Origin of the sequence: Devosia subaequoris (genome assembly GCF_014197055.1) — a bacterium.
Classification (GTDB): Bacteria; Pseudomonadota; Alphaproteobacteria; order Rhizobiales; family Devosiaceae; genus Devosia; species Devosia subaequoris.
The window spans coordinates 193,979-215,662 of record NZ_JACIEW010000005.1 but is presented as its reverse complement, the minus strand read 5'-3'; the positions used below and the strand labels follow the sequence as shown (position 1 = coordinate 215,662).

Annotated in this window: 20 protein-coding genes, 1 pseudogene and 1 riboswitch; of the genes and pseudogenes, 12 read left to right on the top strand and 9 right to left on the bottom strand. The window is 62.0% G+C overall.

All coding sequences use genetic code 11. From position 1 onward, the window contains the following. The first annotated feature begins 95 nt into the window (after window positions 1–95). A complete protein-coding gene (gene serA, locus GGR20_RS11665) occupies window positions 96–1,679 on the top strand; it encodes a phosphoglycerate dehydrogenase (RefSeq protein ID WP_183311461.1) in 1,584 nt (527 codons plus the stop codon). Between the two features lie 44 nt (window positions 1,680–1,723). Here serA and GGR20_RS11660 read toward each other — a convergent pair whose 3' ends face one another. Then, complete coding sequence (locus tag GGR20_RS11660) at window positions 1,724–2,668, bottom strand: DMT family transporter (RefSeq protein ID WP_183311459.1); 945 nt, start codon at window positions 2,666–2,668, stop codon at window positions 1,724–1,726. Between the two features lie 158 nt (window positions 2,669–2,826). Here GGR20_RS11660 and GGR20_RS11655 point away from each other — a divergent pair, with 158 nt between their 5' ends. Then, window positions 2,827–4,116 (top strand): adenylosuccinate synthase, encoded by a 1,290-nt coding sequence (locus tag GGR20_RS11655; RefSeq protein WP_183311457.1) that lies wholly within the window; start codon window positions 2,827–2,829, stop codon window positions 4,114–4,116. Between the two features lie 48 nt (window positions 4,117–4,164). Next, the gene (locus GGR20_RS11650) at window positions 4,165–6,225 is read left to right on the top strand and encodes a hypothetical protein (protein WP_183311455.1); all 2,061 of its coding nucleotides are present in this window, start codon (window positions 4,165–4,167) and stop codon (window positions 6,223–6,225) included. Window positions 6,226–6,231: 6 nt separating this feature from the next. Here GGR20_RS11650 and GGR20_RS11645 read toward each other — a convergent pair whose 3' ends face one another. The 3 genes from GGR20_RS11645 to thiB form a co-directional block, all read right to left on the bottom strand. After that, window positions 6,232–6,870 (bottom strand): ATP-binding cassette domain-containing protein, encoded by a 639-nt coding sequence (locus GGR20_RS11645; RefSeq protein WP_183311453.1) that lies wholly within the window; start codon window positions 6,868–6,870, stop codon window positions 6,232–6,234. Next, window positions 6,854–8,446, bottom strand: coding sequence for an ABC transporter permease family protein (locus tag GGR20_RS11640; RefSeq protein ID WP_183311451.1), 1,593 nt, complete (start codon window positions 8,444–8,446; stop codon window positions 6,854–6,856). Before GGR20_RS11640 ends, GGR20_RS11645 begins: the two co-directional genes overlap by 17 nt. Before the next feature lie 154 nt (window positions 8,447–8,600). Continuing rightward, window positions 8,601–9,605 (bottom strand): thiamine ABC transporter substrate binding subunit, encoded by a 1,005-nt coding sequence (gene thiB / locus GGR20_RS11635; protein WP_183311449.1) that lies wholly within the window; start codon window positions 9,603–9,605, stop codon window positions 8,601–8,603. A gap of 72 nt (window positions 9,606–9,677) precedes the next feature. Beyond that, window positions 9,678–9,776, bottom strand: a riboswitch (TPP riboswitch). A 27-nt stretch (window positions 9,777–9,803) separates the two neighbouring features. Between thiB and GGR20_RS11630 the strand changes: the two genes are divergently transcribed. After that, complete coding sequence (locus GGR20_RS11630; RefSeq protein ID WP_183311447.1) at window positions 9,804–10,499, top strand: thiamine diphosphokinase; 696 nt, start codon at window positions 9,804–9,806, stop codon at window positions 10,497–10,499. Here GGR20_RS11630 and GGR20_RS11625 read toward each other — a convergent pair. Further along, a complete protein-coding gene (locus tag GGR20_RS11625; RefSeq protein WP_183311445.1) occupies window positions 10,496–12,313 on the bottom strand; it encodes an ABC transporter ATP-binding protein in 1,818 nt (605 codons plus the stop codon). The two genes, GGR20_RS11630 and GGR20_RS11625, sit on opposite strands and share 4 nt — an antisense overlap. Window positions 12,314–12,547: 234 nt before the next feature. Between GGR20_RS11625 and rpmE the strand changes: the two genes are divergently transcribed. Both rpmE and GGR20_RS11615 read left to right on the top strand, forming a co-directional pair. Further along, window positions 12,548–12,769, top strand: a complete 222-nt coding sequence (gene rpmE / locus GGR20_RS11620; protein ID WP_183311443.1) for a 50S ribosomal protein L31 — start codon at window positions 12,548–12,550, stop codon at window positions 12,767–12,769. 69 nt (window positions 12,770–12,838) lie between these two features. Beyond that, window positions 12,839–13,122 (top strand): annotated as a pseudogene (locus GGR20_RS11615) (YciI family protein). A 172-nt stretch (window positions 13,123–13,294) separates the two neighbouring features. Here the strand turns inward: GGR20_RS11615 and rcdA are convergent. The 4 genes from rcdA to GGR20_RS11595 all read right to left on the bottom strand — a co-directional run bounded on the left by rcdA (window position 13,295) and on the right by GGR20_RS11595 (window position 14,902). Beyond that, window positions 13,295–13,816, bottom strand: a complete 522-nt coding sequence (gene rcdA, locus GGR20_RS11610) for a protease adaptor protein RcdA (RefSeq protein ID WP_253560183.1) — start codon at window positions 13,814–13,816, stop codon at window positions 13,295–13,297. Between the two features lie 280 nt (window positions 13,817–14,096). Continuing rightward, window positions 14,097–14,306, bottom strand: a complete 210-nt coding sequence (locus tag GGR20_RS11605; RefSeq protein WP_183311441.1) for a hypothetical protein — start codon at window positions 14,304–14,306, stop codon at window positions 14,097–14,099. 37 nt (window positions 14,307–14,343) lie between these two features. Continuing rightward, window positions 14,344–14,580: a hypothetical protein gene (locus GGR20_RS11600; protein ID WP_210283161.1), complete on the bottom strand. Its 237-nt coding sequence runs from the start codon at window positions 14,578–14,580 to the stop codon at window positions 14,344–14,346. A gap of 139 nt (window positions 14,581–14,719) precedes the next feature. Then, window positions 14,720–14,902, bottom strand: coding sequence for a DUF1192 domain-containing protein (locus GGR20_RS11595; protein WP_183311437.1), 183 nt, complete (start codon window positions 14,900–14,902; stop codon window positions 14,720–14,722). An 83-nt stretch (window positions 14,903–14,985) separates the two neighbouring features. Between GGR20_RS11595 and GGR20_RS11590 the strand changes: the two genes are divergently transcribed. The 6 genes from GGR20_RS11590 (at window position 14,986) to GGR20_RS11565 (ending at window position 21,649) form a co-directional block, all read left to right on the top strand. Further along, window positions 14,986–16,008: an NAD(P)H-quinone oxidoreductase gene (locus GGR20_RS11590; RefSeq protein WP_183311436.1), complete on the top strand. Its 1,023-nt coding sequence runs from the start codon at window positions 14,986–14,988 to the stop codon at window positions 16,006–16,008. A 115-nt stretch (window positions 16,009–16,123) separates the two neighbouring features. Beyond that, a complete protein-coding gene (locus tag GGR20_RS11585; RefSeq protein WP_183311434.1) occupies window positions 16,124–16,855 on the top strand; it encodes a DUF1013 domain-containing protein in 732 nt (243 codons plus the stop codon). A gap of 19 nt (window positions 16,856–16,874) precedes the next feature. Next, complete coding sequence (locus tag GGR20_RS11580) at window positions 16,875–18,755, top strand: monovalent cation:proton antiporter-2 (CPA2) family protein (RefSeq protein WP_183311432.1); 1,881 nt, start codon at window positions 16,875–16,877, stop codon at window positions 18,753–18,755. A 30-nt stretch (window positions 18,756–18,785) separates the two neighbouring features. Next, the gene (locus tag GGR20_RS11575; protein WP_183311430.1) at window positions 18,786–19,544 is read left to right on the top strand and encodes a sulfite exporter TauE/SafE family protein; all 759 of its coding nucleotides are present in this window, start codon (window positions 18,786–18,788) and stop codon (window positions 19,542–19,544) included. Between the two features lie 87 nt (window positions 19,545–19,631). Further along, entirely contained in the window at window positions 19,632–21,434 is a 1,803-nt protein-coding gene (locus GGR20_RS11570) for a M3 family oligoendopeptidase (RefSeq protein WP_183311428.1), read from the top strand. A 50-nt stretch (window positions 21,435–21,484) separates the two neighbouring features. Then, window positions 21,485–21,649: an aa3-type cytochrome c oxidase subunit IV gene (locus tag GGR20_RS11565; protein WP_183311426.1), complete on the top strand. Its 165-nt coding sequence runs from the start codon at window positions 21,485–21,487 to the stop codon at window positions 21,647–21,649. The last annotated feature ends 35 nt before the right edge of the window (window positions 21,650–21,684 follow it).

Genomic DNA, 21,684 nt, shown 5'->3' with positions numbered 1-21,684 from the left:
GCTATCGTGTCTCACTCGGAGCCATCCCTCCCTCTTCTTCAGGGGAGGTTAGGTGGGGGTCCTTCCAAAACACTCGATATTTCAGGAACGCTCCAATGCCCAAAGTTCTCGTTTCCGACAAGCTGAGCCCCACCGCCGTCCAGATCTTCAAGGACAATGGCGTCGAGGTCGACTACCTGCCCGATCTGGGCAAGGACAAGGACAAGCTGTTCGAAGTCATTGGCCAGTATGATGGTCTGGCCATCCGCTCGGCCACCAAGGTGACCGATAAGATCCTCTCGGCAGCCACCAATCTCAAGGTCATCGGCCGCGCCGGTATCGGTGTCGACAATGTCGATATCCCGGCGGCGACCAAGAAGGGTATCATCGTGATGAACACGCCCTTCGGCAATTCCATCACCACGGCCGAGCATGCCATCGCCATGATGATGGCGCTGGCCCGCCAACTGCCCGAGGCCGACGCATCGACCCGCGCCTCCAAGTGGGAAAAGAACCGCTTCATGGGTGTGGAAGTCACCCACAAGACGCTGGGTCTGATCGGGGCGGGCAATATCGGCTCGATCGTCGCCGACCGCGCCCAGGGCCTGAAGATGAAGGTCATTGCCTATGACCCGTTCCTGACCCCGGAACGCGCTGTGGAACTGGGCGTGGAAAAGGTCGAGCTCAACGATCTGCTCGCCCGCGCCGACTTCATCACCCTCCACACGCCGCTGATCGACGCCACCCGCAATATTCTCAACGCCGAAACCCTCAGCAAGACCAAGAAGGGCGTGCGGATCATCAATTGCGCCCGCGGCGGTCTGATCGATGAAGCAGCGCTCTTTGAAGCGCTCAAGTCCGGCCAGGTCGCCGGTGCGGCCCTCGACGTGTTCCTTGAGGAGCCGGCTCAGAACAATCCGCTGTTCGAACTGCCCAACGTCATCTGCACCCCCCATCTTGGCGCGGCAACGACTGAAGCGCAGGAAAACGTGGCACTGCAGGTTGCCGAACAGATTTCGGCCTACCTGATGACCGGCGAGATCACCAATGCGCTCAACTTCCCGTCCATCTCGGCTGAGGAAGCCCCTATCATCACACCCTGGGTCAAGCTTGCCGAGGCCCTTGGCTCCTTTGCCGGCCAGCTTACCGAGACCGCCATTTCGGGCATCAAGCTCGAATTCGAAGGCACTCCGGCTGAATTGAACACCCGTCCCATGGTCGCCGCCGCCATCAATGGCGTGCTCAAGCCGTCGCTGGGCGACATCAACATGGTTTCGGCCCCCCAGATCGCCAAGGACCGTGGCATTGTGGTGGAAACCACCAATCGCGACCAGCAGGGCGCCTATGAGGGCTATATCCGCCTGACGGTGACCACCGAACGTCAGACCCGCGGTGTTGCCGGCACCCTGTTTGCCAACGGCAAGCCGCGCATCATCCAGGTCAAGGACATCAACATGGAAGCGGAAGTGACCCCGCACATGCTGTACGTCACCAATGAAGACAAGCCGGGCCATATCGGACGCCTCGGCACCATCCTGGGCACGCTGGGCATCAATATCGCCAACTTCAACCTCGGCCGCGCCGAAGTGGGTGGCGATGCCATTGCCCTGGTCTCGATCGACGGCACGCTGGACGACACCCAGCTCGACCAGATCGTAAAGCTCGAAGGCGTCAAGCAGGCCAAAGCACTCAAGTTCTGAGCTTGCTGAAGGATTTGTTTTGAAGGCGGCCCCCGGGCCGCCTTTTATTTTACCCGCCGCGCCGCCCATTCAGCCAGCAGAATGCCGCTGACGATGATGGCTGCAGCGACAAAGTGGTAGGGCTGCAGCGTCTCGCCCAGAATGATCACCGAACCCAATGTTCCGAACACCGGGATGAGGTTATGGCTCGGCGCCGCACGATTGGCGCCGACCATTTCGACGCCGCGGGCATAAGCCACCTGACTGAACATGGACGGGAAGATCGCCACATAGGCGATGACGGCCCAGACGACCGGGGGCGCCGATGTGAGCGTGGCAACTTGGCTCACGCCTCCCTCGGTAAAGGCCAGCATGATCACGGACGTAATCGCGGCGCCCGAAAAGCTGACGGCCATAAAGCTCAATATGTGCATTTTCGGCCGAAAGCGAAGGGCCAGCGTGTAGCTGGTATAGGCCAGGCACGCGAGCATGACGAAGCCGTCGCCGGCATTGATGTCGAGCGTCAGAATGCGCATGAGATCGCCATGAGTCGCCGTCAGAACGACCCCGGTAATGGCCAGCAGCACCCCCAGGATCTGGATGAACTGCGCCCGCACCCGAAAGATGATGAAATTGGCCCCCAGGATCAGCATGGGCAAGGAACCCTGCTCAATCGCCGAATTGACCGCCGTTGTGGTTTGCAGTCCGAGATAGAGAAAACCGTTGAACAGCGCATAGCCCACCGCCCCATAGGCCATCAGCACCGGCCAGCGTCGGCGCACGACATCCCAGTCGCCTTTGAGGTGCGGCCAGGCAAAGGGCAGAATGAAACTGGTGGCCAGAACGCAGCGGCTGGCCAGCAGCAGAAAGGGGTCGATTTGGCCCACCGTCAGCTTGGCAGCCACCACATTGCCGCCCCAGAAAAGCGGCGCCAGTATCAGCAGCAGATAGGGTTGATCCAGGATGCGGGCGAAAAAGCCGCTACTTTGCTGTGGTTGCGGCTTTGTCATCGTCGCCCGGGTGATGTAAGGACAATCGGACTTATCAGTTATTCGGCCGTAATCAAACTGACAACGGCGGCCGGGGGGACGTCACGTCCATTCATCGTGGGGACCGACGCATAAGCTGCGGTCCCGTTTGTGTGCCTTGCTTTGGGGAAGACTGAAATATGGCGAATGTGGTTGTCGTCGGCTCGCAATGGGGCGACGAGGGCAAGGGCAAAATCGTGGACTGGCTTTCGGAGCGCGCCGACGTCGTGGTGCGTTTCCACGGTGGCCACAATGCCGGCCATACGCTGGTCATTGACGGGGTCAGCTACAAGCTGGCGCTGTTGCCCTCGGGCCTGGTGCAGGGCAAGCTCTCAGTCATTGGCAATGGCGTCGTCGTGGATCCGCACCACTTCGTTGAGGAAATGGCCAAGCTGCGCGCCCAGGGGGTGAACATTACCCCAGAAGTGCTGCGCGTCGCCGACAACGCGCCGCTGATTCTCTCGCTGCACCGCGAACTCGACGGCATTCGCGAAGACGCCAATTCGGGCCTGAAGATCGGCACCACCCGTCGCGGTATCGGCCCGGCCTATGAGGACAAGGTGGGCCGCCGCGCCATTCGTCTGATCGACCTGTCCGAGCCCGAAACGCTCATGCCCAAGATTGAGCGTTTGCTGACCCACCACAATGCGCTGCGCCGGGGCATGGGACTGACCGAAATCTCGGCCGAGACCATCCACCACGAGCTGACCAGCATCGCTGCCGACATCCTGCCCTTTATGGACCAGGTCTGGCGCGTGCTCGACCAGAAGCGCCGCGAGGGGGCACGCATCCTGTTCGAAGGCGCGCAGGGAGCCCTGCTCGACAACGACCACGGCACTTACCCCTTCGTCACCTCATCCAATACCGTCGCCGGGCAGGCCGCAGCCGGTTCGGGTCTCGGCCCGACGGCCATCGATTATGTGCTGGGGATCACCAAGGCCTACACCACCCGCGTCGGGGAAGGCCCCTTTCCCTGCGAGCTTGACGACGAAGTTGGCAAGCATCTGGCCGTTGTCGGTCGTGAAGTCGGCGTCAACACCGGGCGGTCGCGCCGCTGTGGCTGGTTCGACGCGGTTCTGGTGCGCCAGACCGTCAAGACCTCGGGAATCACCGGCATTGCCCTGACCAAGCTCGACGTGCTCGACGGCCTGAAAGAGATCAAGGTCTGCGTCGGCTATGAGCTGGATGGATCACGCATTGATTATTTGCCCGCCTCAATGGGGGCACAGGCGCGGGTTAAGCCGATCTACGAGACGCTCGAAGGGTGGTCCGAGACCACTGCGGGTGCGCGGAGCTGGGCCGAATTGCCGGCCCAGGCGGTCAAATATGTCCGCTATATCGAGGAACTGATCGGTGCTCCTGTCGCCCTTTTATCCACCAGTCCGGAACGCGCAGACACCATCTTGGTCGTTGACCCATTCCAAGACTGACATATTTTGCTAAAAGACTGCGCTGTCAGAGTGAGTACCAAGTAGCCAATGGCGGATTACAAGGAGCTGTTGCGTCGGGCCATTTCGGCGCTGCCGGAGAATAACGGAGCTGCGCGTCGCGCGGTCTATGAAAAGGCGCGCTCGGCCCTTGTCGGGCAATTGCGCGCCATTCAGCCCCCTCTTCCGGCGCGCGATATCACCCAGCATCGCCTGCAGCTCGAGGATTGCATCCGCCAGGTCGAACAGGAAGCCAGCGAAGCCGTAATCAGCCTCGGGCGCGATGGCCCTCTGGCCGCGCGCCCGGCTGCCCCCCAGCCGCGCCCCGAACCTGTCGCGCCGCCTGAACCGGTCGAGACAGAGGCAGAGGACGAGCCCGAAGCAGTCTCTGAGCCTGAGCCGGACCCTCTGGCCGCGGTCGAACGCGAGGCCGAACCAGAAGAGACTGACGCACCATCGCCTGAGGACGTCGCCGCCGCTCTGGACGCCGTTGCGCCAGTTGCCGAACCGGCTCCCGAGCCCATCGCTGGTGCTGCTGAGGAACCGCCGGTCGCGACCGAGCCCGCAGAAGAATCTGAGCCTAATCCGGCTTCGGGCAAGTTCCCATCGATCGAAGACATTATCGCCCAGGCCGCTGAAACCGGTGGCGCGACAGTTTCGCGCAACCCGGACACCGTGCGAGACGACACGGGGCCAGCGACTGAAGAGACGGGCCCCCCCGTCGAGCCGGAACGGCCCGGCAAGACCTTTTCCTTCGCGCGCCGCGACGCTGTGACCAGCGAGACTGCCGGCAAGGGCAACACGATCACGCCAGCCTCGCTCGCGCCGCGCATCGAGCCGGTCATGGGCAGCACCGCACTCGCCAGCCAGCCGGCCAACGCCGAACCGGTGCTGATCGACCCGCCTCTGCCCGTCGACCCCGCACTATCCAGCGTGCGCGAAGTCGAGGTGGAACAGGACGATGCCCGCGCCGCCGAAGGCGCTATCGAGCGGGCCATCGAAACTCTGGATCGCGAAGCGCGCGGCGAAGCAACGCCGTCCCAGGCGCACCAGACGGAAACCGGTTCACCCCCCAGTGAGGCTGTCCCGGAAAGTGACACCAGCTTTGCCCCCGTCGATGCGGAGCGGCGCACCGGGACTGGCCTGACCATTTTCCTGATCGTCTTCGCCTTGCTTCTGGCCGGTGTCGGCGGGGCCGGATTTTGGGCCTGGCGCGAGGGCTATGTCGATCTCGACCAGATGTTCGGTCGCAGCCAGACGTCCGTCGTACAGCCAGAGACCATCGAGCAGCCCACTGGCCTGACCATGGACAACACGACCACCGAACCGGTCAGTGCTGAAGAAAGCGCCTCAGGTCCGGGCAATACGGCAACCACCTCCGCCACTGAGCCGACCAGCGCACTTGAAGCCGGGGACGAAGAGCGGCTCGAACCGACACTCGAACCGGTCACCCCGACCGGCACTGAAACCGTCCTGCCATCGCTTGGCAGTGACGAGGTCAAGACCGAGGAACGCCTGTCGGGCGAAGACACCACCATAGCCGCTACGGAAGATCCGGCTGCCAGCGTTGATCCCGTCGACCTGGCGGGCAATCAATCGCTCCTGCTAGAGGCTTCTACCGGCGGTCAGGCCAGCACCGTACCGTTCTCGGGGACAGTAGAATGGAGCCAGGGTACCGACGAGATCGGCCAGCCCACGCTGGTGGCTGAGGCCAGCATCCCGGCACGCAACATGAGCGTCTCTATTCTCATTCGCCGGAATATTGATCCCAGCCTGCCCGCCAGCCATCTGATGGAAATCAGCTTCGACATTCCCGACACCTTTATCGGTGGGTCGATCGCGACATTGGCCGGCGTGTTGCTCAAGAATGAGGAACTGGTGCCCGGCACAGCACTGGCCGGGGCTGCCGCGCGTATTGTGGGCAACACCTTCCTGTTCGCCCTCAGCGCCGCACCGGACGATCTGACTGCCAATACCGACTTGCTAGATACACAGCGCTGGATTGATCTCGCGATTGTCTATGGCACTGGGCGCAACGCCATCCTCACCTTGGAAAAGGATGAAGAGGCACAGGCCCTGTTCGACACCGTACTCGCTGCCTGGGAAGAGTAGAACGCGCTAGACGCGTTCCAGTTTGCCCGCGGTGATCCGGTAATGCGTGGTGGCGAGCGCCGCAATGTCGTCGGCATGATGGCTGACCAGAACGGTGTGCCATTTGTGCCGGCGCGTCAGCTCACCAACCAGCTCCCTGGTGGTCTGGCGCGTTTCATCGTCCAGCGCCGAAAACGGTTCGTCGAGCAGCAGCACAGGTCGATTGCGCAGCAGCGTCCGTGCCAATGCCACGCGCTGCTTTTGCCCGCCAGAAAGATTTGCGGCCTGTTTGGCTTCGAACCGGGTCAGACCGACTTCGGCCAGGGCTTCGGCGACCTGCTGATGGCCGGCTGATCTGGGCGTACCACGCGGGAGGCCCAGAACCACATTTTCCTCGGCGCTAAGATGTTCAAACAGATTGTCTGCCTGCAGCAGCAGGGATACCGGACGCGCTTCGGGTGGGAACGGCAATAGCTCTTGTCCGTCCAGCGTCAGCGAACCGCTCACCGGCGCAATGAAACCCGCCATTAAATCGAGCAAGGTCGACTTGCCAGAGCCGCTCGCGCCGGAAATTGCCGTGACTTCACCCGGCTTGGCCTCCAGGCTGAAACCATAGGGTTTCCCCTGCCCCGGATGGGCAAAGACCAGATCATCGGCGCGGAGCATGGGAAATCCTTTCAATCAGGCGCGGCAGGCCGACAAAGGCGACGATAGTGAAGATCAACAATAAGGCCGCGATCGCCGCCGCATCATTGGATTTGTACGATCCGAGCGCCCGGTACATCATCAGCGGCAAGGTCTGGAAATCCTGGGTGCCGAATAGGGCAATCACCCCCAGATCGCCCAGCGAGAAACAGAAAGCCAGCGCCAGCATCAGCCCGATATCCCGCCCGAGCAACGGATATTCGATGCGCACAAACTGCGTCCAGCCCGACAGGCCCAGAGATCGGATCAGCTTGCCCCGTGTCCGCATGATTGCATCAAGCGGCGGGCCGAGCGTGGCAATTGCAAAGGGCAGGGAAAGCAGGCTGTTGGCGATAACCACGACAATCGGGGCGGCAGTTCCCACCGGAACGCCAATCGTGCGGACCAGCAGGAAAAAACCCAGCGACAGCACTACTGCGGGCACCGCCAGATAGGCAAAGGCCGGAATGCCGAGCAGCGCGCGCGCGCCCTGCCGATGCGCCGCACTGCGGCCAAGTGCCAGCATGAGGGCCAAGGCGAGCGTCAACATTGCCGAACTGGCACCGATGATTATGCTGGTCCCAGTCGCACGCCAGAAACCGGCCTGACCCAACACCCGCAGCAAGCCACCCGCCAGCCCGTCATAGAGCACCGTCAGCAATGGCAGAGCAAAACCGATGGCTCCCAACCCCAGCACAGCCCATTGCAGCACCCGCACCGGTGCACTGTCGCGCCAACTCGGCTGGGCCGAGCGGCTCAAGGCCGAAGGCACCGGAGTAAAAGCCGATGCCAGAAGGATGACGAGTGAACAAACGCCAATCTGCGTCAGCGCCAGACGCACCGCCCCGACCAGATCGAAATCGAGCCGTACGGCGGTAAAGATTGCCACCTCCAGCGTCTGGTTCGCTGGCCCGCCGCCCAGCAGCAAGACAATGGGAAAGCTGGTAAAGGCCAGAAGGAAGATGATAGCGCCTAGCCCTGGCAGGCTGCCCCGCAGCGCCGGCCAGTCGATCAGCGCGAAGCGCTGCCAGGCCGACAGCCCCAGCGATTGCCCCATCTTGAGTCGGCTCTGCGGGATGGCGTCGAGCCGGGCCAGCAGAATGCGCCCGGCAAAGGCCCCATCGAGAATGACATGGGCCAGTAGGATGCCAGAAAGGCCATAGGCCGGGCTTTCGAACCCGACGCCGAACAGGGCCCCGCTCGCTTGGTTGATCCAGCCATTGCGCCCCCAGACCGAGAGCAGGCCAAAGGCCACCACCATGCCCGGTGTGACGATGGCGGCGGCAAACAGCCCCACCACCAGATCGCGCCCGGAAAAGCGCAACCGGTTGAGCGCCCAGGCCAGCGCAGTCCCCACGAGCAGCGAGAGAACCATGGTGAGCCCCGCCTGCAGCGCCGTCATGCGCAGCAGATGCGGGATATCCACGCGTGATCCACCCGAGGCATCCGTGGCGGCGTCCAGAATGGCCCACAGCACGGCCGCGATGAGCGCCGCAATGACGAGGGTTAGTGTTGCCGCAGCGGCAACGCGGAACGGGCGGCGAGGAAGGGTCAGCATAGCCGCTGACCCATCCAAGCGCACAATGCAGCACCTCCCCCTTGACGGGGGAGGTTGGGAGGGGGTTCACAAGCATCCGGATTGTGCCCCCCCCCTCCCCAACCCTTCCCGCGAGGGGGAGGGTGTGCCTCCGTGTCCGTTGCCAGCATGGCGCCTACTGCACCGCCGCCAGCATCTCGTCGATCCAGGCCGCCAAATTGGCGGTGATCTCGGCTTCGTCCAGACTCAGGGTTTTGTCCGGCTGCGGCAGGCCCTGGAACGCGGGATCGATCTCGCCGCCCAGATCCACCACCGGGAACATCCAGTTGGTAGTCGGGATATTAGCCTGCCCCTCGGCCGAAGTCAGGAAGGCCAGGAAGTCACGCGCCAGATCCTGCTGATCGGAGGATTTCAGAATCCCCGCCACTTCGATCTGCGGGAAATGGCCTTCGGAGAACATTGCCGCCTTGATGGTGTGATCGTCCGCATCGAAGATGTGATAGGCTGGCGAGGTGGTGTAAGAGAGCACCATGTCCGCTTCCCCATCCAGGAACAGCGAATAGCTCTCGCTCCAGTCGCGGGTGATGGTCAGGATATGCGGCGCAAGCCCTTCCCAGATTTCCGGCGCCCGATCGCCATAGGCGGCCTTGACCCAGAGCAGCAGACCCAGGCCCGGCGTGGCCGAACGCGGATCCTGAATAGCGATCTTGATATCGTCATCAAGCGCGATCAGCTCTTCGAACGAGGCCGGCGGCGCCTGCATGGTATCGGTGTCCCACATAAAGGCGAAATGCGAATAATCGAAGGGCACGAATTGCGCATCGGTCCACTCGCCCGGCAGGGAGAGATGGCTCATGTCCAGGCCGTGATCGGCGAACAGCCCGGTTGCCCGCGCTTCCCCGGCGATGGCGGTGTCGAGCCCGAGGATCATATCGGCCTCGGTGCTGTCACCCTCAAGCTGCACCTTGCGCAGCGTGCCAATCGAGGAGTCGGCGGCCACCCAGTTGACCGTGCATTCGCAGGTGGCTTCAAAGCCTTCCTTCAAGGGAACGCCGGGCCCCCATTCGGAGGCAAAGCCGTCATAGGTATAGATGGTCAGGACAGGCTTGTCCTGTGCGTGCGTAGCGCCGGACAATCCGGCAAGAAGGACCGCAAGCGCCAGTGAGGAGGATTTGACCATATCGGTCTCCCTTCAGGTGGTGTGCGGCCATGGGTGAAGGGGGTGTCAATGGTAAAGGACGCGCGCAGGCACCCCTTGCCATCTCGAACTTCCTCCGCCAGCATGACCTGGTTCAGGTTCTATGGGTAACTCTCAGCTCCGGCAGCAACCGGAACACCCCAGCGAGACGGTGCGGACCTTATTGAGAGTGAACCCAGAGTGCAATCCCCCATTCAATCTACCGAAAAACCCCTACTGCAGTTTGATCGCCCGCTCGCCATTGTGGGCGGCGGCACCGTGGATGCAGGGCTGTTGCACGACCTTGTGGCGCGCGATATCGCCCTGATCGGCGCCGATGGCGGCGGCAATGCCATTGGTGCGGCCGGCCTGGTCCCCGAGGCCATTCTGGGCGATCTTGATTCGCTCGAGAATCGCGCGACGTGGGAAAAATGCACGCGCGTCATCCACATCCCCGAGCAGATCACCACCGATTTCCAGAAGGCGCTCTATTCTACTGCGGCGCCGGTCACCCTGGCCCTGGGCATGACCGGCAAGCGCCTCGATCACACCCTGGCGGCTCTCGGCGCCCTGCTCGAGGTCGCCCCCCATCGCCATGTGCTGCTGGTTGACGAAACCGATGTGGCCCTGGCCGTTTCAGGGCCGTTTGCGTTCGACGCGGCGGCGAAGGAGCGCGTTTCGGTGCACCCGCTGGTGCCAATTGTCTTCGAGCGAACCCGCGGCCTCTTCTACCCGATGAACGACCTGCTGCTCGATCCCGCCGGCCGGCTCGGCACCTCCAATGAAGGCACCGGCGGGCGCGTCGAGATTGTGCCCAGGGACAACACGCCTTGGCTGTTGATCCTGGGCCGTGAACGCTTGTGGGATCTGGTAGAAGCCTGCGCGAAGGCAGGCTAAACCACCTCACCCAGACGGAACTGCAACTTGGCGAGTTCTGCATAGCGGCCACCCTTGGCCACAAGCTCGTCATGCGTGCCGGAATCGATGATCTTGCCGCCATCAAGCACCAGGATCGTATCCGCATCCCGGATGGTGGCCAGACGATGGGCGATGACCAGCGTCGTGCGCCCTTCCATCAGATGCTCCAGCGCCAATTGCACCAATTGCTCCGAGCGCGCATCCAACGCCGAAGTTGCTTCGTCCAGCAGCAGGATGGGCGCATTCTTGAGAATGGCACGGGCAATGGCGAGGCGCTGCTTCTGTCCGCCAGAGAGCATGACGCCGCGCTCGCCCACCACCGTGTCATAGCCCCCCGGCAGGTCGGACACGAAATCGTCGACCAGAGCCGCCTTGGCCGCCGCCGCCACCTCATCCATGCCGGCATCGGGTTTGCCGAACAGGATGTTCTCGGCAATGGTCCCGGCAAAAATGATCGGCTCCTGCTCGACATAGGCGAAGCGTTGCCGCAGATCGACCAGCCGCACATCGCGAATATCGACCCCATCGACGCTGATCACCCCGCCGGTTACGTCATAAAAGCGCTGCAACAGGGAAAGCATTGTCGACTTGCCCGATCCCGACGCACCGACCAGGGCCACCGTCTGGCCCTTGCCCACGGCAAAGCTGACATCGTCCAGGACCTTGTCGTCTGTCGCGCTATCATAGGAAAAACTCACCCTGTCAAATGCGACCGTGCCAAGAGCCGGATCGGGCAGCGCGACGGGGTGCACCGGATCGGTAATTTCCGCGTTGGTATCGAGGATTTCCACCAGCCGCTCGGTCGAGCCGGCAACCGTCTGCAGCGATCCCAGCACTTCCGAGACATTGGTCAGCGCGCCCGAAGCCATCAGGGCATAGACCAGGAACTGGGCCAATTGCCCCGCCGAAACCGAACCCTCGAACACGGAGCGGGCGCCCCACCACACCAGTCCCACCAACGCTGCCGTGCCCAGAAAGATCACCATGCCCACAAGGAAGGCCCGGGCACTGAGGCGTCGGACTTCGGCTCGATAGCTCGCTTCGCTCCGCTCATCGTAATGCGCGGCCTGCCCGGCCTCCTGGGTAAAGGATTTGACGGTGCGATTGGCGCCCAGCATCTCGGTTGCCATGGCCGAAAGATCAGCCAGCGCATCCTGGGTTATGCGCGACATGCCACGCAGCCGGCGTGAATAGATCATCACCGGGGTGAGGATCAGGGGAAGCGCGACGACCACAGCCAGCGTCAGCACCGGACTGGTCAGGATCATCATGATCAGCGCACCGGTAATGGTCACCAGAGAACGCAGGGCCAGAGACAGGTTCGACCCGACAGCGCTGCGGATCACGCTGACATCGCCATTGAGGCGGCTGGTCAACTCGCCCACCCGATGGGTGTCGAAATAGCGGGATTCGAGTGTGAGCAATCGCGCAAAAACCGCCTGACGCAAATCGGCCACCACGCGTTCGCCAATCAGCGAAATGAAGTAATAGCGTGCGCCGCTGGCCGCAGCCATGATCGCGGCAATCCCGATAATCAGCCAGCCATAGCGCCCCACCATATCCAGGTTCTGGGTGATGAAGCCCTCATCGATCGCGCCGCCCAGCAGAGCCGGGATGGCGAGCGAAGAAATGGCCGAAACCAGAAGGAAAAGTACGGTCAGACCCAGGCGCACCGGGTAACGCAGCAAAAACGGCAGCAGCCGACGCAACGGCTTGAGCTGACGGGGCGATGCTCTCACCTCGGAGACAATCTTTTCGCGGCCTGTCTCGGAGGAAATCGCCTGATCTGTCATGGTTGCAACGCGCCGTTCTTGCAATTGGATCGGCCAGCGCCGAAGACCGCCCCCATATAGGGGCTGGCCCGACGGCCCGCAACTGCGCCAGCCAAAGCCATATTGCCGCGCGGCTTGTATAGAACAACCGATTCTGCGGTCTTGCAGAACCCGCGCTTCTGCGCTAGGAAGCCGCCCAACACCAGTTTGATGCTCTCCGGGCGCTGCGGCGCCCGTTTGATTTGAGGCAAGGCCATGAAGACCGACATCCACCCCGACTACCACACCATCAACGTGGTCATGACCGACGGCACCACCTACCAGACCCGCTCGACCTGGGGCAAGGAAGGCGACACGCTGCAGCTCGACATCGACTCCAAGACCCACCCCGCCTGGACCGGCGGTTCGGGTCAGCTCATGGACCGTGGCGGCCGCGTTTCGCGCTTCAAGGAGCGCTTCAAGGGTCTTGGCATCTAAGCCAAAACTGTCCGATATTCCGCAAAGCCCGGCCATCGCGCCGGGCTTTGTCTTGTCTGGAGCCACGCCATGTTCATCCTGTCGCTGACCTATACAGCCCCCTTGAGCGAAGTGAACGCCCATATCGAGCCGCATTTGGCCTGGGTGGCCGGTGGCTATGACAGCGGCACCTTTCTTGCGTCAGGCCGCAAGGAGCCGCGCACCGGCGGGTCATTCTGGCGGTGGGAGAGCGCAGCCAGCTCAAGACTCTGGTCACGACCGACCCCTTCGTTCTCGCCGGGGTAGCCGAATATGAAATAACCCAGGTGCAGTTGAGCCGGACGGCTCCGGGCCTGGAAGGGTTGAAGCGCTAAGTACTGCGGTTCTTCTTTGAAGTCGGGCGGCTGCTACCTGATCTGGTTGGCCGTGCGTAGGTTCCATGGCGGGATTTGTAGACGTTCGCCCGGATCGCTGAGATCTGCTCGGCGTAAGTCTGGCCCTGGCAGGGGCTTCGGATATCCACTTTGCGTCGCGCGCCTGGACCGGTCAGTCGGCCCGGCCAAAGGCGGCCTTGAGACGGGAAATCTGATCGGCCACCCCGTTGATCAGCCCTGGCGTCTGCTCGGGCAGATCGCCCTTTTCGAGCGCATCGAGCTGCATCACCCGATCGAACAGCCGGTCGCCCTTGTCAATGAAATCGCGCAAGGTCTGGGGTAATTCGTCGTAGCCCGGTCCGCCGCGATCCGACGGCGTTGCGGAAAACTTGACCTTTTCCTTCTCGGAGCGGGCATTCTCGCGGGAAATCTCACCTTCATTAACGGCGCGCTGCAACAACAGCCAGGAGGCGAGCTGCATCAATCGGGTCGTCAGGCGCATGGATTCAGTGGCGTAGAGAAATCCGGCCTCGCGCGGCAGTACACGGCTTTCGATCCGCCCCTCGGCATCGAGATAAGCGGCCACTTCCTCGATCAGCCCCATGCCCTCACGATAAAGCGCGTCGAACCCGCCCGACGCTGCGATGCGCGGACCTATCGCTACTGCCTGCCTGGTTTCACCGCTATCGGCCACGCAAAATCCTCCGTTGGGTCATGCTACCCCCAAGCCTGTTGGGGGTCACCCATGCGGTCGCAGTATTGTTAATTTTGTGGTTGAAGCGTGACGCGTCAAACCAAAGCCTGAAAAAGAAAAAAGAGCCGCAAGTGTGCAGCTCTCGAAGTTAACAGGGAGGCGTCAAACAGAGGGAGAAACCACTCTGAAAAATTCAGAACAATCTGAATAATGAGACGTTACCGCCCAAACCTTAATTTGCGCTTAACAGCGAGCAATTTCTTAACCCTGAGCTTTGACTTCATCGCAACCCTGTTGGCGGGTGGTCAAGCAAGGTCCGCCCGGTCAGCGTGATGATAGGCTGGTTTCCGGCCAACTCGACCCAACCCTTGGCACAGAGTGGCGCCATGTCGCTGCCCCTGGCCACCGGCTCACCGCGGGCCAGCGCACTTAGCGAGGCCAGTTCCCCTGCCTTGACGCCTTCCAAGATCATGTCGTCCTGTCGCACCATTCTTCCAGCTCCTCCGTGGATGACAGCGAAATGTGGCCTAGAGCCTGCCCTTGTCCATTGGCCAAAGGTTGGATCGACGTTGCCGCGCCAACTGCAATTGACTCATGAACACCTGCAGCGGCTCGGCAAGCCAGGCTCGCTCCAAGGCATTTCGTGCCGGCTCCAGAGCCCGCACGGTAATTTTCTGCTCTCTGGCCCGTGCACGTTCGGTCTCCAGAAAATAGAGCCCGCTCAGGGTCAACAGCAGGGCAACGCCCACAATATTCCAGTCCATTTCCGCAAGTCCTTTCGTGGTCCGGATAAACTGCCCGACCCCGAAATATGTTGAAACCATAACCCTTCGTTAAGACTAACAAGGGCTCGGACCAAAACGGCCTTGGACCAAAATGGTGCCATCACAAATTATGCCCGGTTCAGATTTTGAACGCCGCCTCTGCCGCCCGCCGCGAATCGCCCTTGGCCGCAATCGCGGCCTTGATGCGTGCGATTTCCCCCTCCAGCAGAGCGATCCGGTCCTGCAATTCCTCGACGGACAACACGTCAAGGGCCATGCCCACCTCATGGCTGCTGGGCCGCTTCCGATCTTCTTCTTCCATTGCACGGCACTCCCATTACTAAGCCGGAACAAGTTTAGCCCAGACATCTTGCCGGGCAAGCCGGCTTGCGCCAGCATTGGGCCATGACTTTGCCAGAGCACATGACCGCCGTCTGCATTGCCGAACCCGGTGGGCCTGAGGTGCTGACCCCCTGCACCAGTCCTGTCCCCCAGCTAGGCCCGACCGAGGTGCTGATCCAGGTCGCTGCCGCCGGGATCAACGGCCCCGACCTGGCCCAGAGGCGCGGCCTGTACGCCCCGCCCCCCGGCGCGTCCCGCCTGCCGGGACTGGAAGTGGCCGGAGAAATCGTGGCGATGGGCGGCGAGGTGACAGATCTTGCCCTGGGCGACCGCGTGATGGCGCTGACCAATGGCGGCGGCTATGCCGAATATGTTGCCGTGCCTTTCGGTCAGGTTCTGCCCGTGCCGCATGGCTGGCGCTTGGCTGAAGCGGCGGCGTTACCGGAAACCTGGTTTACCGTCACGCAGACCCTGGTGATGCGGGCGGGCCTCCGGCCGGGCATGCATGTGCTCGTCCATGGGGGCGCAGGCGGCATCGGCGGCGCCGCGATCCAGATCTGTTCCATTGTCGGCGCCCACGCCATCGCCGTGGTCTCGGACGGCGACAAGGCCAGCTATTGCAACCGCCTTGGCGCCATCGCCACGATCGACCGTGCGCGGGAAAATATCGTCGACCGGGTCATGGCCCTGACCGATGGACGCGGCGCCGACCGGGTGGTCGACCTCATTGGTGGGGCGCTGACCGCGGTCAACATCGCCGCATCGGCCCGCGGAGGGCATATCGTTCAGGTCTCCACCTTGGAAGGCGCAACGGCCAATGTCCCCTTGCGCACCATAATGGCCAAGGACTTGACACTTTCCGGTTCAACCTTGCGGCCACAGACCGCAGCGACCAAGGCCGCCATTGCCGCTCATATCCGCGACAATTTTCTTTCATCCCTGTCGGCGGCCAACTGGATCAAACCTGCAATCTCCACCTTTCCGCTCGCCGAAGCTGCTCGGGCCCACGCGGAAATGGAGAGTCGACGCCATCGCGGTAAACTGATCCTGCTGACCGCATTCGGCGCCGCAAATCCGGCTAGTTAGCCGTTGCGATCCGGCGGCATTTTCCCTATATTGGCGCGCAGTTCCCCTCAGCATTTGGCCAAGAGGCGGAGCGGCCCGGAGGAAGACCGGCCGCGCCAGCAGGAGAAGTTTAACCATGTCCCAGTCCCTTCTGATGCCCAAGGCGACCGCCGTCTGGCTCGTGGACAACACCGCCCTCTCATTCGAACAGATCGCCGCCTTCTGCACGCTGCATCCGCTTGAGGTCCAGGGCATTGCCGATGGCGACGTGGCCAGCGGCATCATGGGCGTGAACCCGGTGCAGAACGGCCAGTTGACCCGCGAAGAGATCGAAAAGGCCGAGGCCGATCCGAACTATCGCATGAAGGTTTCCGAGCCCAAGGTTCGCGTCGCCGCCGTCAAACGTAAGGGCCCGCGCTATACCCCGATTTCGCGCCGCAACGAGCGTCCCAATGCCATCAAATGGCTGGTGCGCAATCACCCCGAGCTCAAGGACGCACAGATCATGCGCCTGGTCGGCACCACCAAATCGACCATCGAATCGGTGCGTGAAAACACGCACTGGAATGCGGCCAATCTGACCGCCATGGATCCGGTGACGCTGGGCCTGTGCAGCCAGATCGATCTCGACCTCGAGGTCAAGCGCGCCTCCAAGGATGCTCCGGTCCAGTCGGAGCTCAATGAAGGCACCACCCTGATGACCGCCGAGGAAGCCCTGGCCCGCGCCACCGCCCGCCAGCCGAGCGATGGTGAAGGCGCCTTTGAGGGCGACCATTCCGGGCATTCCGCGCCGCAGCACGAGGAAGAACTGGACGCCGATTCAGTTTTCGCCAAACTCAAGTCGATCAAGTCCGATAGCGACGAATAGTTAGAGAAAGGCCAGCAGGGTGGAAGACAATATTCTGCTGGCCATCTTCGCCCTGCTCGCCGCCAGCGCAGCCCTTGTGCCGCTGGCCAAGGCATCCGGGCTGGGAACTGTGCTGGGCTATCTGGCCGCCGGCATTCTCATCGGTCCCTATGGCCTGGGCCTGCTGACCGACATCGACACCATCCGCCACATTTCCGAATTCGGCATCGTGTTGATGCTGTTTCTCATCGGGCTCGACCTGCAGCCGCGTGAGGTCTGGCGCATGCGCAACAAGGTGCTCGGCCTTGGCCTGCCGCAGATGGTCCTGACCGCCATTGTCATCACGCTGATTGTCCAGCTCTTTGGCTTTGCACTCAGTACCGCGATCATCGTGGGCATGGCCTTTGCCATGAGTTCCACCGCCATTGCCATGCAGACCGCCGAACAGCGCGACATCACCCGCACCGATGCCGGACGGGCCAGTCTGGCCGTGCTGCTGGTGCAGGATGTGGCAGTCATTCCCATTCTCGCCATCGTGCCGATCCTGGCCTTCACTGGCTCTGGTCTCAGCCTGGAGGCGGAAATTACCGAAGCGGTTTCCGAGGTCGAAAACCCCATCTTCTGGCAGACTTCTGCCCTGTTGCTGGCGACCTTTGCCGCGGCCATCATTGGTGGCCGCTATGTCGTGCGGCCACTACTCTCCTTTGTCGCCCGCACTGCCGTACGCGAGGCCTTCACTGCGCTGGCCCTGGCCCTGGTCGTTGGCGCCGCGCTTGCCACCCAGGCCCTGGGTCTGTCACCAGCGCTGGGCGCCTTTATCGGGGGTGTGCTGCTGGCCGACAGCGAATATCGCCATGAGCTGGAGAGCGATTTGCAGCCCTTCAAGGGCCTGCTGCTCGGCCTGTTCTTCGTCTCGGTCGGCATGTCGATCGCCTTCGCCGAATTCCTCGAAACCCCTTGGCTGATCGCGGCCCTGGTGCTGATCGTAATCGCGGTCAAATTCGCTATTCTCTATGGGCTCTGCACCCTGTTCCGGATGACGCGGCCCGACCGGCTGCTGGTGGCAATTCTACTGAGCCAGGCCGGCGAATTCGCCTTCGTCGTGCTGCAATTTGCCAGCAATCGCGGTGCGCTGCCCGCAGATGCCTACGGGCTTTTCACCGTCGTGGTTGCTCTGTCCATGGCCACCACGCCGCTCCTGCTGCTCGGCTTTGACAAGCTGATCGCGCCCCGCCTCGATGCGCGCAACAAGCGTGCCGACCGCGACCCCGATACGGTGGAAAAGCATCGCCGCATCGTCGTGCTCGGCTATGGGCGCTTCGGCCAGATCATCACCCGCATGCTGCGCCGCCATGGCTATGATATGACACTGATCGACGACGATGCAGCTCAGATCGAGCTGGTGCGCCGCTTCGGGATCAAAGTCTATTATGGCGATGCCTCACGCTCTGATCTGCTCCATGCGGCCGGTGTCGGCCACGCCGAACTGGTCATAATCGCGGTGGGGGGTGCGGACCGCATCCTGCAGGTGGCCCGCAATGTCCGCCGTCATTTCCCCGATGTCGCTATTGCCGCACGCGCTACCGACCGCGAGCATGCCCACGCCCTGATGGACCTGGACATAACCCTGTTCGAGCGCGAGACTTTCCATTCGGCGCTGCATTTGGGCCGACGCGTTCTGGTCCATCTCGGCCATGACGATGCCAAGGCCGAGCAACTGGCCCGCGAATTCTACGAGCGCGACAAGGAACTGCTTGATCAGGCCTTTGCCCTGCGCGGCGATCGCGAGGCCTATTGGGGAATGGCGCGCCAGTCCATGACTCTTCTCGACCAGGCGATGCAGGCGGACGCCCCCGAGCCGCTCAAGCAAGTCAAGCGGCCGGGCAAGCTTGACAAATCACGCCTGCCAAGGTCGGGTTAGGCCGACTTCCCGCCGGACTAAAATAAATCCATGATCGATCCAGTTTTTGTCACGATCGCCGTGATCGCGGTGCTTGTCGTCGGCCTGTCCAAGGCTGGCCTGCTCGGCGGCCTCGGTGTCGTCGGTGTTCCCCTGCTCACTCTGGTCATGGCCCCGCGCGAGGCCGCGGGCATGATGCTGCCCGTCCTGCTTTGCATGGATGCGGTGGCCATCTGGATGTATCGCAAGGAATGCGACTGGAGCCTGATCAGAATCATGCTGCCCGGCGCCGCTGCCGGCACGCTTGTGGGCTGGGGCCTCTGGGCCGTTGTCAGCGATGCCTTCGTGCTGCTGATGGTGGGCGTGGTCACCCTGCTCTTCGTGATCGACGCCATATTGCCGCTGCGCAAGAAGCTCGAAGGTCTGCCGCCCTCAAAGCCCTGGGGCGTCTTCTGGGGTTCCATCGCCGGTTTCACCAGCTTCATTTCCCATACCGGTGGCCCACCGTTTCAAATCTACACCCTGCCGCGCCGGCTGCCCCCGGCAGTTTATGCCGGCACCACGGCATTCTTCTTTGCCATCGTCAACACCGCCAAGCTGGTGCCTTACTACTACCTTGGCCAGCTCAATGTGCAGAACCTGACCCTGTCGGCCGTTTTGGCCCCGGTCGGTCTGGTGGGGGTGTTTATCGGCGTCTATCTGGTGCGCCGCATCGACGCGAAACTCTTCTACCGCATCGCCTACTGGCTGGTGTTCCTGCTGGCCCTCAAACTGGTCTGGGACGGCGCCACCGGGCTGATGGCAGGGTGAGGCTGAGCGCCCTGACGACAGCACAGCCTTCACAGCCGGACTCCCGCTCGCTAAGGTCCGGCCCGAAACAGTTTTCCGGAGTTTTCCATGTCCGCAGCCGCTCAAAAGGGCCACAACCAGTTCGGCGACCTGCCCGTCTGGGATCTCAACGATCTTTATCCCGGCAAGGACAGTCCGGAATTCAAGACGGCGATGGACCAGGCCAAGTCGCTGGCGGCCGAATTTGAGGCCAAATACAAGGGCAAGCTGGCCGAGCTTACCCAATCCGATCGGTTGATCGAGGCGATCAAGGACAGCGAGACGCTGGGCGATCTGACGGGCCGCATCGGCTCGTTCGCCTTCCTGCAATATGCCCAGAAATCGACCGACCCGGATCGCGCCAAATTCATGGGCGACACCAATGAAGCGCTGACCACTCTCTCGACGCGCGTGCTGTTTTTCGAACTCGAGCTGAACCGCATTGCCGATGCCGATCTGGACGAAGCTCTCGACAAGGACGCCGAACTGGCGCGCTACAAGACATGGTTCGCTGAACTCAGGAAGGCCAAGCCCTACCAACTCGACGACAAGCTCGAAGAGCTGTTCCACGACAAGTCGGTCACCGCCTATTCGGCCTGGAACCGGCTGTTTGACGAAACCTTGTCGAGCCTTGAATTCGAAGTCGACGGTGAAACGCTCAACCTTGAATCCACCCTGCATTTGCTCTCCGAAAAGGACGAGACCAAGCGCGAGGCCGCTTTCAAAGCCCTTGCCTCTACGCTCAAGGCCAATGGCCGGCTGTTTACCCACATCACCAATGTCCTGGCCAAGGACAAGGAAATCTCCGACCGCTGGCGCGGCTACAAGGACATTGCCGACAGCCGCCACATGGCCAATTCGGTGGAGCGCGAAGTGGTCGATGCGCTCCAGGCCGCCGTCGAGGACGCCTATCCGCGTCTCAGCCATCGCTACTACAAGATGAAGGCCAAGTGGTTCGGCAAGGACAAGCTCAATGCCTGGGACCGCAATGCGCCCCTGCCCACCAGCGACGAGCGCATCTGGGACTGGGATACGGCGGTCACCACCGTGCTCGACGCCTATGGCCGCTTCTCTCCTGAGCTGGCCGACGTCGCTAAACCTTTCTTCAATTCAGGCTGGATCGATGCGCCGACCGGCAATGGCAAGCTCTCGGGCGCCTTTGCGCATCCCACCGTGCCCAGCGCCCACCCCTATCTGATGCTGAACTATCTCGGGCGCACCCGCGATATCATGACGCTCGCCCACGAATTGGGCCATGGCGTGCACCAGCGGCTCGCCGCGGCACAGGGACCGATCCTGGCCAATACACCCCTGACCCTGGCCGAAACGGCCTCGGTCTTTGGCGAAATGTTGACCTTCCGCGCCCTGCTCGACAAGACCACCGATCCCCAGCAACGCTTTGCCCTGCTTTCGGGCAAGGTCGAGGACATGCTCAACACTGTTGTTCGGCAGATCGCTTTTTATGCCTTTGAACGCAAAGTGCACACCGCCCGCCGCAATGGCGAATTGCGCACTGAGGAGATCAACGCGCTCTGGCTCGAAGTGCAAGCCGAGTCACTGGGAGACGGCATTATCGCCAATGAAGGCTATGAAACCTTCTGGGCTTACATCCCCCATTTCATTCACTCGCCTTTCTACGTCTATGCCTATGCCTTTGGCGACTGCCTTGTGAACTCGCTTTACGCACAGTATGAGAAGGCCAGTGAAGGCTTTGCGGAGCGCTATTTCGAGCTTCTCAAGGCCGGGGGCAGCAAGCATCATTCCGAACTTCTCGCGCCTTTCGGGCTCGATGCCAAAGATCCCCAATTCTGGTCGCTCGGCCTGTCCATGATCGAGCGGTTGATCGACGAACTGGAAGCCACCGCGCCCTGAGTGGGACTTTCGGCGTAACACGAATAGACGACTATACTTTCGAGGACCCAATGGCCAAAACCCGCCCCGAACACCACCCCGATCCGGTACTGGAATCAGGCATGGATTACGCCGAGCACGAAAAGACCTATAACGGCTTCATTACAGCAGTGAAGTGGTCCGTGTATGGCACGGCGGTTTTGATGATCATCCTCTATTTCGTGATCAATCCCTGATCGCAGAATAACCCGCAGGCACACGAAACGCGCCT